Annotated in this window: 9 protein-coding genes; 8 read left to right on the top strand and 1 reads right to left on the bottom strand. The window is 66.7% G+C overall.

The genetic code is table 11. The features are described 5' to 3' along the window. Positions 1-123: 123 nt before the first annotated feature. A complete protein-coding gene (locus WFK36_RS17600; RefSeq protein ID WP_336793239.1) occupies positions 124-3,669 on the bottom strand; it encodes an indolepyruvate ferredoxin oxidoreductase family protein in 3,546 nt (1,181 codons plus the stop codon). A 229-nt stretch (positions 3,670-3,898) separates the two neighbouring features. Here WFK36_RS17600 and WFK36_RS17595 point away from each other — a divergent pair, with 229 nt between their 5' ends. From WFK36_RS17595 to WFK36_RS17560, 8 genes are all read left to right on the top strand, one after another. Beyond that, positions 3,899-5,476 (top strand): carboxyl transferase domain-containing protein, encoded by a 1,578-nt coding sequence (locus WFK36_RS17595; RefSeq protein ID WP_336793238.1) that lies wholly within the window; start codon positions 3,899-3,901, stop codon positions 5,474-5,476. A 23-nt stretch (positions 5,477-5,499) separates the two neighbouring features. Then, complete coding sequence (locus WFK36_RS17590) at positions 5,500-7,524, top strand: acetyl/propionyl/methylcrotonyl-CoA carboxylase subunit alpha (protein ID WP_336793236.1); 2,025 nt, start codon at positions 5,500-5,502, stop codon at positions 7,522-7,524. Positions 7,525-7,816: 292 nt separating this feature from the next. Continuing rightward, positions 7,817-8,965, top strand: coding sequence for an acyl-CoA dehydrogenase family protein (locus WFK36_RS17585; RefSeq protein ID WP_336793235.1), 1,149 nt, complete (start codon positions 7,817-7,819; stop codon positions 8,963-8,965). Further along, complete coding sequence (locus WFK36_RS17580; RefSeq protein ID WP_336793234.1) at positions 8,962-9,450, top strand: MaoC family dehydratase; 489 nt, start codon at positions 8,962-8,964, stop codon at positions 9,448-9,450. Before WFK36_RS17585 ends, WFK36_RS17580 begins: the two co-directional genes overlap by 4 nt. A 6-nt stretch (positions 9,451-9,456) precedes the next feature. Then, positions 9,457-10,290, top strand: coding sequence for an HpcH/HpaI aldolase/citrate lyase family protein (locus WFK36_RS17575; RefSeq protein WP_336793233.1), 834 nt, complete (start codon positions 9,457-9,459; stop codon positions 10,288-10,290). A 20-nt stretch (positions 10,291-10,310) separates the two neighbouring features. After that, positions 10,311-11,957 carry an AMP-binding protein gene (locus WFK36_RS17570; protein ID WP_419717509.1) on the top strand — a complete coding sequence of 549 codons (1,647 nt, stop codon included), beginning with the start codon at positions 10,311-10,313 and terminating at the stop codon, positions 11,955-11,957. An 11-nt stretch (positions 11,958-11,968) separates the two neighbouring features. Next, entirely contained in the window at positions 11,969-13,888 is a 1,920-nt protein-coding gene (locus WFK36_RS17565; protein WP_419717513.1) for an acetoacetate--CoA ligase, read from the top strand. A 113-nt stretch (positions 13,889-14,001) separates the two neighbouring features. Continuing rightward, entirely contained in the window at positions 14,002-14,979 is a 978-nt protein-coding gene (locus WFK36_RS17560; protein ID WP_336793231.1) for a DUF5336 domain-containing protein, read from the top strand. Positions 14,980-14,995 lie beyond the last annotated feature (16 nt).

Here is a 14,995-nt window from a genome sequence, read left to right as displayed (position 1 = left end):
CGGGGGAATCGACGCCGCGACCTTCACCGACAAACGCGGCCTTCACAAAGACCGCGTTTGTCGGCGAGGCGTCGATCTGTGTCTGCGAACGCCGCGTTCGTCGCCGACGGCCGCGAACAGCGGCTACAGGGCGCGAAGCTGGCGGGCCATCTCCGCACGGTAGCGGGCGACGTTGCCCATCTTGACTCCCTCGTAGCCGCGGACCATGTCCGGCAGGTCGGCGATTGCGGTGGCGGCGGCGATCCGCTCGGGCGCCGGGTACGTTCCGAGAGCAGCGACGACGACGTCGACGGCACGGCGGTACTCGACGATCAGCTCGCGTTCGGTGCGACGGACCTCGCCGTGGCCGAACGGATCGAGCTTGGTTCCGCGAAGACGCTTCATCGACGCGAGACTCCGCATCGCCGGATCGGCCCACTGGCCGAGCGACAGCTTCTTCTTCATGCCCATCTCACGCAGCATCGGCGGGTGCAGGCGCAACGACACCTTCGCGTCGTCACCCCACGTGTTGGAGATCTCCGCAGCGAACGCGGCGTCGCCGGCGAGACGCGCCACCTCGTACTCGTCCTTGTAGGCCATGAGCTTGTACAGGTTCCGGGCGACGGCAGACGTGAAGTCGTCGCCGTAACCGCCGCGATGGACACGCTGAACGTCCGCCAGCCAGGAGTCGGCGTACTTCGCGCTCTGGTAGGCGACCAGCTCGTCATAGCGTCGCTCGACGATCGCCGTGAGGTCCTCGCCTGCGCCGGCGAGGGTGGACGCAGCCTTCGTGGCGACCGCGCTCGGTGCGTACGTCGGGACCTGGACGCGGACCGATTCGGCCGCGGCCGCCACGTCGTCGGGTGCGACGACGGCCTGGCGACCACGGCGGAACGCCTGGATGTTCACCTCGACGGCGACGCCGTTGAGTTCGATGGCCCGCTCGATCGCATCGGCCGAGATGAGAAGTGCGCCGGTCTGGTACGCCGCGCCCACCATGAGCATGTTCGCGTACTGCTCGTCGTCGAACAGGTCATCGGACAGTTCACCCGCGTTGAGGTACACCGAGCGCGCGACGTGATCGTCGATGGCTGTGCGGACCGCGAGAGCCTCCGGGAACGCGACCGACGTGTCGATGACCATCGATCCGGTGGGCACTTTCGCGGTGGAGACGACGGCGACAGTCTTCTTCGACGACGCGACCTTCAGGTTCACCGGATCGGCGCCCACGAGCTGGTCACAGGCGAGGTACACATCGCAGTCGCCGGACGCGACCTTCGCCGCCTGCTCCACCGGCGACGCGGACACCTTGATGTCACTGACGACGGCGCCGCCCTTCTGGGCGAGTCCCGTCATGTCGACGGTTCGTGCGCTGTGACCGTCGATGACGGCTGCGGTGGCGAGCACCTGGGACACGGTCACGACACCGGTGCCGCCGATGCCGGTGATTCGAATAGTGAAGTTTCCGTTCATGGTCGGAACCAACGTGGGTTCCGGGATGAGCGAACCGGTGATGGAGGCGACCTTCTCGCGGCTGCGCGCCGTGCCCGGCACGATGCTGACGAATGCCGGGCAGTCGCCCTCGAGGCACGAGAAGTCCAGGTTGCACGAGCTCTGATCGATCTGCGTCTTGCGGCCGAACTCGGTCGACACGGGATGCACAGACAAGCAGTTCGACTTCGCGCCGCAGTCGCCGCAGCCCTCGCAGATGCGTTCGTTGATCATCACGCGCTGCTTCGGAGTCTTGAACTGGCTGTTCTTGTCGGTCCCCTTGTCGCGCTTGCGCTTGCGGCGCTTCTCCGCGGCGCAATGCTGATCGTGGACGAGGACGGTGACGCCGGAGACTTCGGCGAGCTCCTTCTGGACGTCGAGCATGTCGTCTCGGTGGCGGACGTCGACGCCCTTCGGCAGGCCCAACGCCTTGGTGCGTGACGGATCGTCCGACGTGACGACGATCTTCGCGACCCGCTCGGCCTGCAGCAGTGCGAGGATCTGGGGAAGTGTCATCTGACCCACCGGGTCCTGACCGCCGGTCATCGCGACAGTGCCGTTGAACAACAGCTTGTAGGTGATGTTCTCGCCGGACGCCACCGAGGAGCGGACGGCGAGTGAACCCGAGTGCATGAACGTGCCGTCGCCGATGTTCTGCACGAAGTGGTTCTCCGTGACGAACGGCGCCATGCCGAGCCATTGGCTGCCCTCGCCGCCCATCTGGGTGACGCCGGCGATGTCGCCGACCTGCTCCGGCTCCATCAGGAGCACCATCGCGTGGCAGCCGATGCCTGCACCGACAAGAGTGTCGTCGGCGACCTTCGTCGAGCTGTTGTGCGGGCAGCCCGAGCAGAAGTAAGGGGTGCGAACGGCCAGCGGCAGCATGATGCGCTCGCGTGTGGCATTGCGTTCGTCCATCCACCGCTGGGCGGGTTCGATCTGGTGGTACTTGCCGAGGCGGGCCGCCAGGCCTCGCGAGACGGAGTCGACGTCGAGCTCACCGAAACGCGAGAACAGCGTGGAACCGTCTTCGTGGGTCTTGCCGACGATCGCGGGGGCGTCCGGACGACGGAAGAGGATGTCGCGCATCATCGTCTCGATGAAGTCGCGCTTCTCCTCGATGACGATCACTTCGTCGAGGCCGGCTATGAAACGGTCGAGAATCCCCCGCTCGATCGGGTAGACCATGCCGAGCTTGAGGATGCGGATGCCGAGGCGGCCGAGGTCGTCGTCGGAGATGCCGATGAGACGCAGAGCCTCGCGGAGGTCGAGGTACGTCTTACCTGCGGCGACGATGCCGATGCGGTCGTCGCCCGTCGACTGGACGATGTTGTTGAGGCCGTTGAGGCGCGCATACTCGACGGCGCGCGGGATGCGGGTGGTGAGTTGGTTCTGCTCGAGCTCCATCAGCGTGGGACCGAGGAGCCTGCCGGACGGGATGTGCGGACTGGTGCCGAGGCCGCCGTAGTCCACCTCGAATCGGTCGAGGTCGATCTCTGCAGTCGACGAGCCGTCGGCGACGTGCGCCGAGATCTTCATCGACGTCCACAATCCGGAGACGCGGCTCATCAAGGCTGCGTGGATGCCGAAGTCCAGGATGTCGGCGCTGTCGGCCGGGTACAGGATCGGCATGTACAGGTCGGCGAGGGCCATCTCCGACGAGCAGGGGACCGTTGAGCTCTTGGCGCCGGGGTCGTCGCCGACGAGTGCGACGGCGCCGCCCGCCGAGTGGGTGCCGATGATGTTCGCGTGACGCAGCGCGTCGGTCGCGCGATCCAGGCCGGGCGCCTTGCCGTACCAGTACCCGACGACGCCGTCGCGCTGCACGCCGGACTTGTCGGCGGCGAGGTGGCCTACTCGCGCTGCCACCTGCGAGCCCATCACCGACGTCGCGCCGATCTCCTCGTTGAGGCCGGGACGATGGACGATGTCCCACTTCTCCAGATGCTTGCGGCGTCGGGCGATCTCGAGGTCGTAGCCGGCGAGTGGCGAGCCCTCGTAGCCGGAGATGAACGACGCGGTCTGCAGGCCGTTGCGGCGGTCGAGCACCGCGCGGTCGCGCACGGTGCGGACGAGGGCCTGGATGCCGGTCAGATAGATGCTTCCGGACGCGCGTGTGTAGCGGTCGTCGAGCGAGAAATGCGAGGGGCTGCTCGCAGGGGTGGACTCCGCGTGGGCGCGGTCGTCGGCGACGGTCATGGGTTCACCTGGCCTTGCTGTATTCGGCTCAACACGCAGGCCAAGGGTGATAGGCGTGCGGTCGAGAGCGTTGTTGATGACGCCACGAGGGTGTGTGGCTTGCCCCCACCCTAACTGTTTCAGTGAGCTGCGTCACCAGTGATGGAACAATCTATTTCGGGTCTGGCGGATGTGCGTCGGGTCACGTATGGTCAACTCGGTTAATGTCGAATAACTGAAAGGTGTGGCGATGGTCGACCAGTTTCTCGCCCCGCGGGACGCTCATCGGTCCAACGTGGACGAGCTCCGCGAACGACTGCTCGCAGCTGCGGCCGGAGGCGGCCAGAAAGCTCGGGACCGTCACGTCGAGCGCGGCAAACTGCTCGCTCGCGACCGGATCGACGGACTCGTCGACCCCGGTTCACCGTTCCTCGAAGTCGCGCCCCTCGCCGCGTACGGGATGTACGACGGGAAGGCGCCCAGCGCGGGCGTCGTCGCCGGCATCGGCCGCATCCACGGCAGGGAGTGCATGATCGTCGCCAACGACGCGACGGTCTCCGGCGGCACTTACTACCCGGTGACCGTCAAGAAGCATCTGCGCGCGCAGGAGATCGCCGCAGCGAACAGGCTGCCCTGCATCTACCTCGTCGACTCGGGTGGCGCGATGCTCCTCAACCAGGACGACGTGTTCCCGGACCGCGAGCACTTCGGTCGGATCTTCTTCAACCAGGCGAACATGAGCGCTGCCGGGATCCCGCAGATCTCAGCGGTCCTCGGTTCGTCCACCGCAGGCGGTGCGTACGTCCCCGCGATGAGCGACGAGAACGTCATCGTCCGCAATCAGGGCACCATCTTCCTGGCCGGCCCGCCGCTGGTGAAGGCCGCGACAGGCGAAGACGTCACTGCCGAAGACCTGGGCGGCGGCACCATGCACTCGTCGATCTCCGGCGTCACCGATCACCTCGTCGACAACGACGAGCAGGCGTTGGAGAAGGTCCGCGAGATCGTCGCGACATTCGGCCCGCGCGCGGCCGCTCAATGGGAGACATCGCCCACCGTGGCGCCGCCGCGCGCGCAGACCGACCTGTACGACGTGGTCCCGACCGACCCGAAGATCCCGTACGACGTCCGACAGGTGATCGAGATCCTGTCCGACGGCGGTGAGTACACGGAGTTCAAGGCGGACTACGGGACGTCGCTGGTCACCGCATTCGCCACCCTGCACGGACATCCGGTCGGCTTCGTCGCCAATAACGGCGTCCTGTTCAGCGAGTCTGCGCTCAAGGGCGCTCACTTCATCGAACTCTGCGATCAGCGGCGCATCCCGTTGATCTTCCTGCAGAACATCACCGGGTTCATGGTCGGCCGCGAGTACGAGGAGGGCGGCATCGCGAAGAACGGCGCCAAGATGGTCAACGCCGTCGCCTGCGCAAGTGTCCCGAAACTGACAGTCATGATCGGTGGCTCGTTCGGTGCGGGCAACTACTCGATGTGCGGCCGCGCCTACTCGCCGCGCTTCCTCTGGATGTGGCCGAACGCTCGCATCTCGGTGATGGGCGGGCCGCAGGCCGCCGACACTCTCGCCACGGTCCGTCGCAAGGGTGTGGAGCGTGCGGGCGGAACCTGGTCGGACGCCGACGAAGAGGCTTTCAAGGAACCGATCCGCGCACAGTTCGCCGAGCAGTCCGACGCGTACTACTCCACCGCCCGACTGTGGGACGACGGGATCATCGACCCTGCCGACACCCGCACCGTTCTGGGCCTCGCCCTCGAGGCATGCCGTTACTCCCCGCTCGCCGAACCGCGCTACGGCGTCTTCCGGATGTGATCACCATGAACCAGGAGTCAGCAATGCACTCATCACGCAAACCGATTCGCAAAGTCCTCGTCGCGAACCGCGGTGAGATCGCGGTCCGGGTGATCAACACCCTCGACCAGATGGGCGTCGAGTCGGTCGCCGTCTACTCCGATGCCGACGTCGATGCACCCCACGTCGCCGCGGCGGGTGAAGCGGTGCGTCTCGGTCCGGCCGCCGCGTCGCAGAGCTACCTCGACATCACCAAGGTCGTCGCCGCAGCGCAGGCGACAGGCGCCGACGCAGTCCACCCCGGCTACGGCTTCCTCTCCGAGAACCAGGCGTTCGCGGCCGCATTGAACGATGCGGGCATCGTCTTCATCGGGCCGCCTGCCCGGTCGATCGCCACGATGGGCGACAAGATCACCGCCCGTGCAGCCGTCACCGAGAGGAACGTCCCGGTGGTCCCCGGACTGTCTCGGCCGGGACTGACCGATGCGGAACTGATCGAGGCCGCGCCGGGGATCGGCTTCCCGGTGCTGATCAAGCCGAGCGCCGGTGGCGGCGGCAAGGGCATGCATCGTGTGGAGAGCATCGACGATCTGCCCGCGGCCCTGATCACGGCACGACGAGAAGCGGGGGCGGCGTTCGGCGACGACTCGTTGTTCCTCGAACACTTCGTCCTCACCCCGCGCCACATCGAGGTGCAGGTCCTCGCCGACACCCACGGCAACGTCGTCCACCTCGGGGAACGCGAGTGCTCCCTGCAGCGGCGGCACCAGAAGGTGATCGAGGAGGCTCCGTCGGCGCTCCTCGACGAGGCCACTCGCGCTCGCATCGGCCAGGCCGCATGCGATGCGGCGCGCAGCGTCGGGTACACCGGCGCGGGCACGGTCGAGTTCATCGTGTCGGCGCGGGATCCCGAGAACTTCTACTTCATGGAGATGAACACTCGTCTGCAGGTGGAGCACCCGGTGACCGAACTCGTCACCGGACTCGACCTGGTGGAACAACAGGTCCGCATCGCGCGTGGCGAGGCGTTGTCGTTCACACAGGACGATGTCACCTTGACCGGCCACGCCATGGAAGCCCGTGTGTACGCCGAAGACCCGGCGCAAGGCTTCCTCCCGACAGGCGGCGAGATCGGCGACCTCGCGTGGCCGCGGTCGGCACAGACACGGCCTGCTCACTTCGTTCCCGGCGCCGTGCGAATCGACTCCGGTGTCGTCGCCGGTTCGGTCGTCGGCAGCGACTACGACCCGATGCTCGCCAAGGTGATCGTCCACGGCGCAGACCGTGCCGAAGCCGTCGAACGTCTCGACGAGGCGCTCGCTCAGACCCGCCTCACCGGTGTCGTCACCAACATCGATTTCTGCCGTCACGTGCTCGCGCATGACGCAGTTCGGGCGGGCGACCTGGACACCGAACTGCTCGACCGGATCGTCGTGGACTATCAGGCTCCGACTCCGCCGCCCGAGGCGCTTGTCGCCGCGTCGCTCGGAGTCCTCGATCTCGGCGACCCGGATGACCTTTGGTCCAGTGCCCTCGGCTTCCGGGTCGGAGCGCCGTCGCCGTACGTGTCTCGTCTGTCGGTCGACGGCGAGACGTACACGGTGTCGTCCGTGATCCGTCCCGGAGCCGTCGGTGTGGTGGAGGCCGATGCGACGGTCACGTCCGACGACACACAACCGTGGACCGGGCATGTGTTGCTCGCGCGCATCGGAGAGCGGGTCCGACTGACGGTCGACGGCGTCGCCCGCTCGTGGACGGTCCGCGGCCAGTGGGTGGCCGGCGACGCCGGGACGTGGCAGGTCCATCGCAAGCGCGTCCTCGCCGACGGCGACGACGCCGCCGCCGCGGGCGATGTGACGAGCCCGATGCCAGGGACCGTGGTCGCAGTCCCCGGTGTCGACGGATCGACGGTCTCGGCAGGCGATCCGCTTGTCGTGGTCGAAGCCATGAAGATGGAGCACACTCTCCGCGCGCCGGTCGACGGCGTTGCGAGCATCACCGTTCGCGTCGGTGACAAGGTCGCCTCCTCCCAGGTCATGGCTCACGTGGCGACGCAAGCCGATGTCTGAGCGACGCGCAACCCCACCTGCTCCTTGAGTGGGGCGCGAAGTCCCTGTTCCTTGAGCGAGCTTGCGAGCGTTGTCCCGAGCGCAGCCGAGGGGTCGAAAGGTGCTCGGGTGCAGACCTTTCGACTCGCTTCGCTCGCTCAAGGAGCAGAAGGGGCCGCACGCGCGAGGAGGCAGAGGAGGTTGCGCGGGGCGACGGAGGAGGGCGGTCGCGCGGGGCGACGGAGCAGAGGGAGTGCGCGGGGAATGAGCAAGTTGTGGCGGCAGCGGAAGAACACCAAATGAAGGAACAGACATGGAATTGACCCAGGATTACACCGACCTCGTCGACAGCGTGCGCGACTTCGCGCAGAGTGTCGTCGCACCGGTCTCGGCGCAGCACGACCGCGAGAAGACCTTCCCGTACGAGGTCGTCGCCAAGATGGGTGAGATGGGCCTGTTCGGTCTGCCGTTCTCAGAGGAGTTCGGTGGCATGGGCGGCGACTACTTCGCCCTGGCCCTCGCGCTTGAGGAACTCGGCAAGGTCGATCAGTCGGTGGCGATCACCCTCGAAGCGGGGGTCGGCCTCGGCGCGATGCCGATCTACCGCTTCGGAACGCAGGCGCAGAAGGAGCGATTCCTTCCCGATCTGCTGGCAGGCAAGGCTCTCGCCGGATTCGGCCTCACTGAGCCGGGCGCCGGCTCGGATGCAGGCGCGACTGCGACGACGGCCCGTGAAGAGGGTGACGAATGGGTGATCAACGGCGGCAAGCAGTTCATCACCAACTCCGGCACGGACATCACTTCGTTGGTCACCGTCACGGCCGTGACCGGTGAGAAGGCTGGCGGCGGGAAGGAGATCTCAACGATCATCGTGCCCGCCGGGACGCCCGGATTCACCGCCGAGCCCGCGTACGACAAGGTCGGCTGGCACGCATCGGACACACATCCGCTGAGCTTCGACGAGGCCCACGTCCCGCGCGAGAACCTCCTCGGCGAGCGTGGCCGCGGCTACGCGAACTTCCTGTCGATCCTCGACGAGGGCCGTATCGCCATCGCGGGCCTCGCGACCGGCGTCGCGCAGGGCTGCGTCGACGAGTGCATCAAGTACGCGCGTGAGCGCAAGTCATTCGGGAAGGCGATCGCCGAGTACCAGTCGGTGTCGTTCGCGATCGCCCGCATGGAGGCGCGTGCTCACGTCTCCCGCATGGCCTACTACGACGCTGCAGCGCGCATGCTCGCCGGAAAGCCGTTCAAGAAGGAGGCGTCGATCGCGAAGATGATCTCCAGCGAGGCCGCGATGGACAACGCACGCATGGCGACGCAGATCCACGGCGGGTACGGATTCATGAACGAGTACCCCGTCTCGCGTCACTACCGCGACTCGAAGATCCTCGAGATCGGCGAGGGCACCACCGAAGTCCAGTTGATGCTGATCGCCCGTTCGCTGGGACTCCCGGCATGAGCGAGGGCAAGCGCGTCCCGCAGCGCGGACTGTGGTTCGAGGAGTTCGAGATCGGGACAGTGTACGAACACCGCCCCGGGCGAACCGTCACCGAAGCCGACAACGTTCTGTTCACGACGCTGACGATGAACACTCAGGCACTGCACCTGGACGCCGCATGGTCCGCGCAGCAGCCGGGATTCGGCGGACAACGGCTGATCAACTCGATGTTCACGCTGTCGACGATCGTCGGACTCTCCGTCTCGCAGCTGACCCAGGGGACGCTCGTCGCGAACCTCGGATTCAGCGACATCGCGTTCCCGCATCCGCTCTTCGCGGGCGACACGCTGTACGCGGAGACTGAATGCACCGGAAAACGAGAGTCGTCGTCGCGCCCCGGTGAAGGAATCGTCCAGATAACGCACATCGGCCGCAACCAAGACGGTGTCATAGTGGCGAGAGCGTTGCGCTCGACGCTCGTCCGACTCGCACCCAAGGAGAACTGAACTCGCATGACTGTCGAATCGTGGACACCCGCAGGACCTGCACTCCTGTTCTGCCCGGCCGATCGACCCGAGCGCTATCTGAAGGCGCTCGATCGCGCCGACATGGTGATCCTGGACCTTGAGGACGCCGTCGCTCCTGTCAACAAGGCTGCTGCGAGGGAGGCGCTCGTCGCGAATCCGGTCCACCCGGATCGGGTGATCGTCCGGATCAACCCGGCGGGCACCGAAGACCACGAACTCGACCTCGCCGCGGTGCAGGCGACGCCGTATCGGGTCCTGATGCAGGCCAAGGTCGAAGAGCCCTCGCAGATCGCCCACCTGCCGACGATCGCCCTGATCGAGACGCCGATGGGTGCACTCCGGGTGGAGGAGATCGTCGCGGCGCCGAACTGCATCGGCTTGATGTGGGGAGCGGAGGATCTCGTTGCAGGTCTCGGCGGCACGTCGAGCAGGTTCGGCGTCGGTGAGCCGTACGCGGGCGAGTACCGCGATGTGGCCCGTCACGTTCGTTCGCGTGTCCGGCTCGCCGCAGGCGCATACAGCAAGGCCGCGATCGACGCCGTCCACATCGACATCGCAGACGTCGACGGACTGGTCGCCGAAGTCCAGGACGCAGTCGCACTCGGGTTCACCGCGACCGCGTGCATTCACCCGTCGCAGGCCGCCCACATCAGGGACGGGTACGCGCCCGCTCCGGAGCGTGTCGAATGGGCCACGCGAGTGCTTCAGGGTGCGGTCGCCTACGACGGCGGCGTCTTCCAGCTCGACGGCCAGATGGTCGACGGTCCCGTCTTGGCGCAGGCTCGCGCCGTCCTGTCCCGCGCGGGCGTCACGCGGTAATTCACAACCCGGAGGAACTCATGGCTGACCAGATGTACACCGACACCGACTCCTATGCCCGCGGCGAGTCCGAGCCTGCACTGCTGACTCAGACGATCGGCGCGACACTGGCCGCCACCGCGGAGAGGTTCCCGGACTCCGTCGCGCTCATCGACGCGAGCGTCGACAGGCAGTGGCCCTACCGTGAGTTCCGGCGCGACGTCCGGGCCCTCGCCGCCGGGCTGTTGCGGCTGGGTGTGAACCCGGGTGATCGGGTGGCGTTGTGGTCGCCGAACAGGTTCGAATGGGTCCTCACCCAGTTCGCCGCCGCTGAGATCGGTGCGGTGCTCGTGGTGATCAATCCGTCGTACCGTCGTCACGAACTGGCGTACGTCCTCGGGCAGTCGGGGACGACCGTGGTGCTCGCCGCAGAGCGGTTCCGCGACTCCGAGTACGCGGTGATGCTCGACGACGTCAGGGATCAGCTTCCGGAGCTCCGTCAGGTCGTGTTGTTCGAGTCGGAGGAGTTCGCGACGCTGTTGTCCGAGCCGACGGCCGACGAGCTCGCCGCCGTCGACGAGATCGCCTCTCGACTCGACGCTGACGACGCCATCAACATCCAGTACACGTCGGGGACCACGGGCTCGCCGAAGGGCGTCACCCTGTCGCACACCAATATCGGAAACAACGGGTTCCTCGTCGGCGAGCTGGTGAACTACACCGAAGCCGACCGGATCTGCCTGCCGGTGCCGTTCTACCACTGCTTCGGCATGGTGATGGGCAATCTCGCCGCGATCTCGCACGGGTCGGCGATGGTGATCCCGGGCCCGGCGTTCGACCCGGCGACAGCGCTCGCGGCCGTCGAGAAGTACGGCTGCACGAGCCTGTACGGCGTGCCGACGATGTTCATCGCCGAACTCGCGTTGCTTGACACAGGCGCGTCGTACGACCTGTCGACGTTGAGGACGGGCATCATGGCGGGTTCGCCGTGCCCGGAGGCGGTGATGCGTCGGGTGATCGACGAGATGAACATGGCCGAAGTGTCGATCTGCTACGGCATGACCGAGACCAGCCCGGTCTCCACGCAGACCCGTACCGACGACGAGCTCGACTTGCGCGTCGGCACCGTCGGCCGGGTCGGACCACACCTGGAGATCAAGATCGTCGACCCGGTGACGCGCGAAGTGCTTCCGCGCGGCGAGACCGGCGAGTTCTGCACGCGTGGCTACTCGGTGATGCAGGGCTACTGGAACGAGCCGGAGAAGACCGCGGACGCGATCGACGCCGACGGCTGGATGCGCACAGGCGACTTGGGCGTGATGGGCGACGACGGCTACGCCCGCATCACGGGCCGGATCAAGGACATGGTGATCCGCGGCGGCGAGAACATCTACCCGCGTGAGATCGAGGAGTTCCTCTACACGCACCCCGACATCGTCGACGCGCAGGTCATCGGCGTGCCGGACGAGAAGTACGGCGAAGAACTGATGGCGTGGGTCCGCGTGCGCGATGGCGCCGCACCGTTGGACGCCGACGCTGTACGTGAGTTCGCGTCCGGTCACATCTCGCGCCACAAGATCCCGCGGTATGTCCACGTGGTGGAGGAGTTCCCGATGACCGTGACAGGCAAGGTCCGGAAGGTCGAGATGCGCGAGAAGTCGATCGAGTTCCTGGGGCTCGTCAAGTGACCGAGTCGCAGATCAGCCGTTTTGCAGAGACTTACGGCGACCTTGTGGGCCGTGATCTGACCGAGTACGGCTCCCTGTGGGAGCAGTCGGTCGCCGACCTTCCGGGCTTCTGGCGAGCGGTGTGGGATCACTTCGCCCTGGACACGATCGCCGCGGCGCCTCTCGAGGACGGCGACGACGCCGTGCTCGCGGATCGCGAGATGCCGGGCGCACGATGGTTCCCCGGCGTCGAACTGAACTATGTCGACGCGGTGCTGGCCAACTCGGGGCTCGAGGGCGCCGCGATCGTCGGGATCACCGAGGACGGGAAGCGCACGGAGATCTCCTGGGCGGAGCTCCCCGGACTCGTCGGCGCGGTGGCGCGCACGTTGGCGGACGCGGGTGTCGGGCGAGGAGACGTCGTCGCCGCCTACCTGCCGGACGTTCCGGAGACGGTGATCGCGTTCCTCGCCACCGCATCGCTCGGCGCACTGTGGTCGGGATGCGGTCAGGACTACGCCCCGGAAGGCGCGGCCGGTCGCATGGCTCAACTCTCCCCGAAGGTCCTCTTCTCGTCGTCGGGCTATCGGTACAACGGGAAGGACGTCGACAAGCGGGCTGATTCCGAGGAACTCGCCGGTCTCCTCGGCGTCTCGACGCACATCGTGGTCGGAGCGCCGGTCGCCGGTGCGGTGTCGTGGGACCAGGCGACCTCCGACCGCTCCCAGCCTGTTGCACCGGTCAAGGTCCCGTTCGATCATCCGCTGTGGGTTCTGTTCTCCTCCGGAACCACCGGCAAGCCCAAGGGCATCGTCCACGGTCACGGCGGTGTGGTGCTCGAGCACCTCAAGGCGGCCGGACTGCACAGCGATCTGCGCCCCGGCTCGGTGTTCTTCTGGCAGACGGCGCTCAGTTGGATGATGTGGAACTTCCAGGCCGCCGGACTCCTCGTCGGTGCGCGGATCGTCACCTACAGCGGATCGCCGCTGTATCCCGATGCGGACACCCTGTGGCGGATCGTCGCTGACGAGAAGGTCACCTACTTCGGAACCAGCCCGGGCCAGTTGCAGGCGTCGCGGAAGGCAGGACTTCGGCCGGGTGCCGACCATGATCTATCGGCACTGGAAACGCTCGGAAGCACCGGATCGACGCTCGCAGCAGACCTGTTCACCTGGGTGGACGACAACGTCGCAGCCGGATTGCCGATCTCCTCCATCAGCGGCGGAACGGATGTGGTGTCGGCGTTCGCGGGTGGTTCGACGGGCGTCCCGGTGGTCGCAGGCGAACTGTCTGTCCGATATCTCGGGGTGGCCCTGGAGAGCTGGTCGCCGCAGGCGAAGCCGCTCATCGGCGAAGTCGGGGAGATGGTGATCTCCGCACCGATGCCGTCGATGCCGGTCCACTTCTGGGACGACCCGGACGGTGAGAGGTACCGAAAGGCGTACTTCGCGCATGAGTGGGACGCAGTTGACGTCCCGACCGTCTGGCGTCACGGGGACTGGGTGACCGTCACCGACCGTGGCTCGCTCATCATTCACGGACGAAGCGATGCGACCCTCAACCGCAACGGCATCCGCATGGGTTCGGCTGACATCTACGAGGTCGTCGAAGGCGTCAGTGAGATCGCGGAGGCGTTCGTGCTCGGCGTCGACGGCCCCGGCGGCGAGTATTGGATGCCGCTGTTCGTCACCCTGGTGCCGGGCGCGGAGCTGACCGACGAGTTGACCGCGCAGATCGCGTCCCAGGTCAAGACGCGACTCTCGGCCCGCCACGTGCCGGATGAGGTGATCGTCGCGCCGGGGATTCCGCATACCCGCACGGGCAAGAAGCTGGAAGTCCCGGTGACGGCGATTCTCGCCGGACGGACCGAGGTGAGCATCGACCCGAAGTCGGTGGACGACTACTCGCTCATCGACTGGTACGCAGAGCAGGGGCGTGCTCACCGAGGCTGAGATCAGAACGCGCCAGTACACGCATGTCGGACCCTCTCAGGCGACGTGTATTAGCGTGGACTGCGTTCGTCGGAACGGCCGATGATGTGAGTTCGACGTGAGGGAGCGACACGATGACCTACCCGCAGTCCGGCGGTTACGGCTACGGCCAGGACCCGCAGGGGGCCCAGAACCAGCAGTACGGCCAGCAGGGCTATGACGCCGCGCAGGGACAGTACGGCCAGGCCGCGCAGTACGGCCAACAGGCTCAGGCGCTGTACGGTCAGCAGGCGCAGGACCCCTACGGCCAGCAGGCGCAGTACGGCTACGGTCAGCAGCAGGTTCCGGCCCCGAGCCAGGGACTCCCCGCGAACACGCCGGTCATCGTCGCCGCCGTCATCGGCGCGCTCGGCGTCATCACGCTGTTCTGCGGGTTCCTCGCCGGCTACACGTTCGACGATGGCGATTACTCGCGCGATCCGATGAAAGTATTCGAGACGAGTTTCGGCATTCCGTGGGCACTGCTGGCTGTTGCCGGCCTAATCGCGCTCACGACGTTCGCGCTCGGCGTCGAGAAGTGGGTCGTCGGTTCCGTGCTGGCGTTGACGGTGGTCTCCGCGTTCGGAACGGTCTTCATTTTCGCCGGTGCGGAAACCTACGATGGATCGAACGGCGCGGGAGCGATCGTCCTGCTCATCACGTCGATTCTGGCGGCGATCGCCGCAGTCGTGTGGCTGCTGATCGAGGGCGGTCAGATCAAGTTGGCTCCGGCCGACGCTGCAGCGACCGCGGGTTCGGTCGGCTACGCGGCACCCGCCGCCGACCAGTACGCCGCTGCACCCCAGACCGCAGATCCGTACGCCGCACAGCAGCAGGCGCAGCAGCCCGCAGCGGGATACGGCTACGGGTACGGTCAGCAGGCTCAGGGCCAGGCTCCCGCAACCCAGCAGCCCGAGGCGCAGGGCTACACCCCCGCGACCCAGGCGATCTCGACCAACCAGCAGCCCGCTGCCGGGTACGGTCAGCCCGCGGGCGACGTGAACGCCACCACCGCGTTCGTCAAGCCGAACACCGATTCGGGCGCGGCCACCCCGCAGTCCGAGCAGCAGTAACACCCAGGTTCGCCGC

The sequence above is a fragment of the Gordonia malaquae genome (assembly GCF_037148075.1).
In the GTDB taxonomy this organism is placed as follows: Bacteria; Actinomycetota; Actinomycetes; order Mycobacteriales; family Mycobacteriaceae; genus Gordonia; species Gordonia malaquae.
Note: the sequence above shows the minus strand (reverse complement) of the source record. Positions and strands in the feature narration are given on the sequence as shown.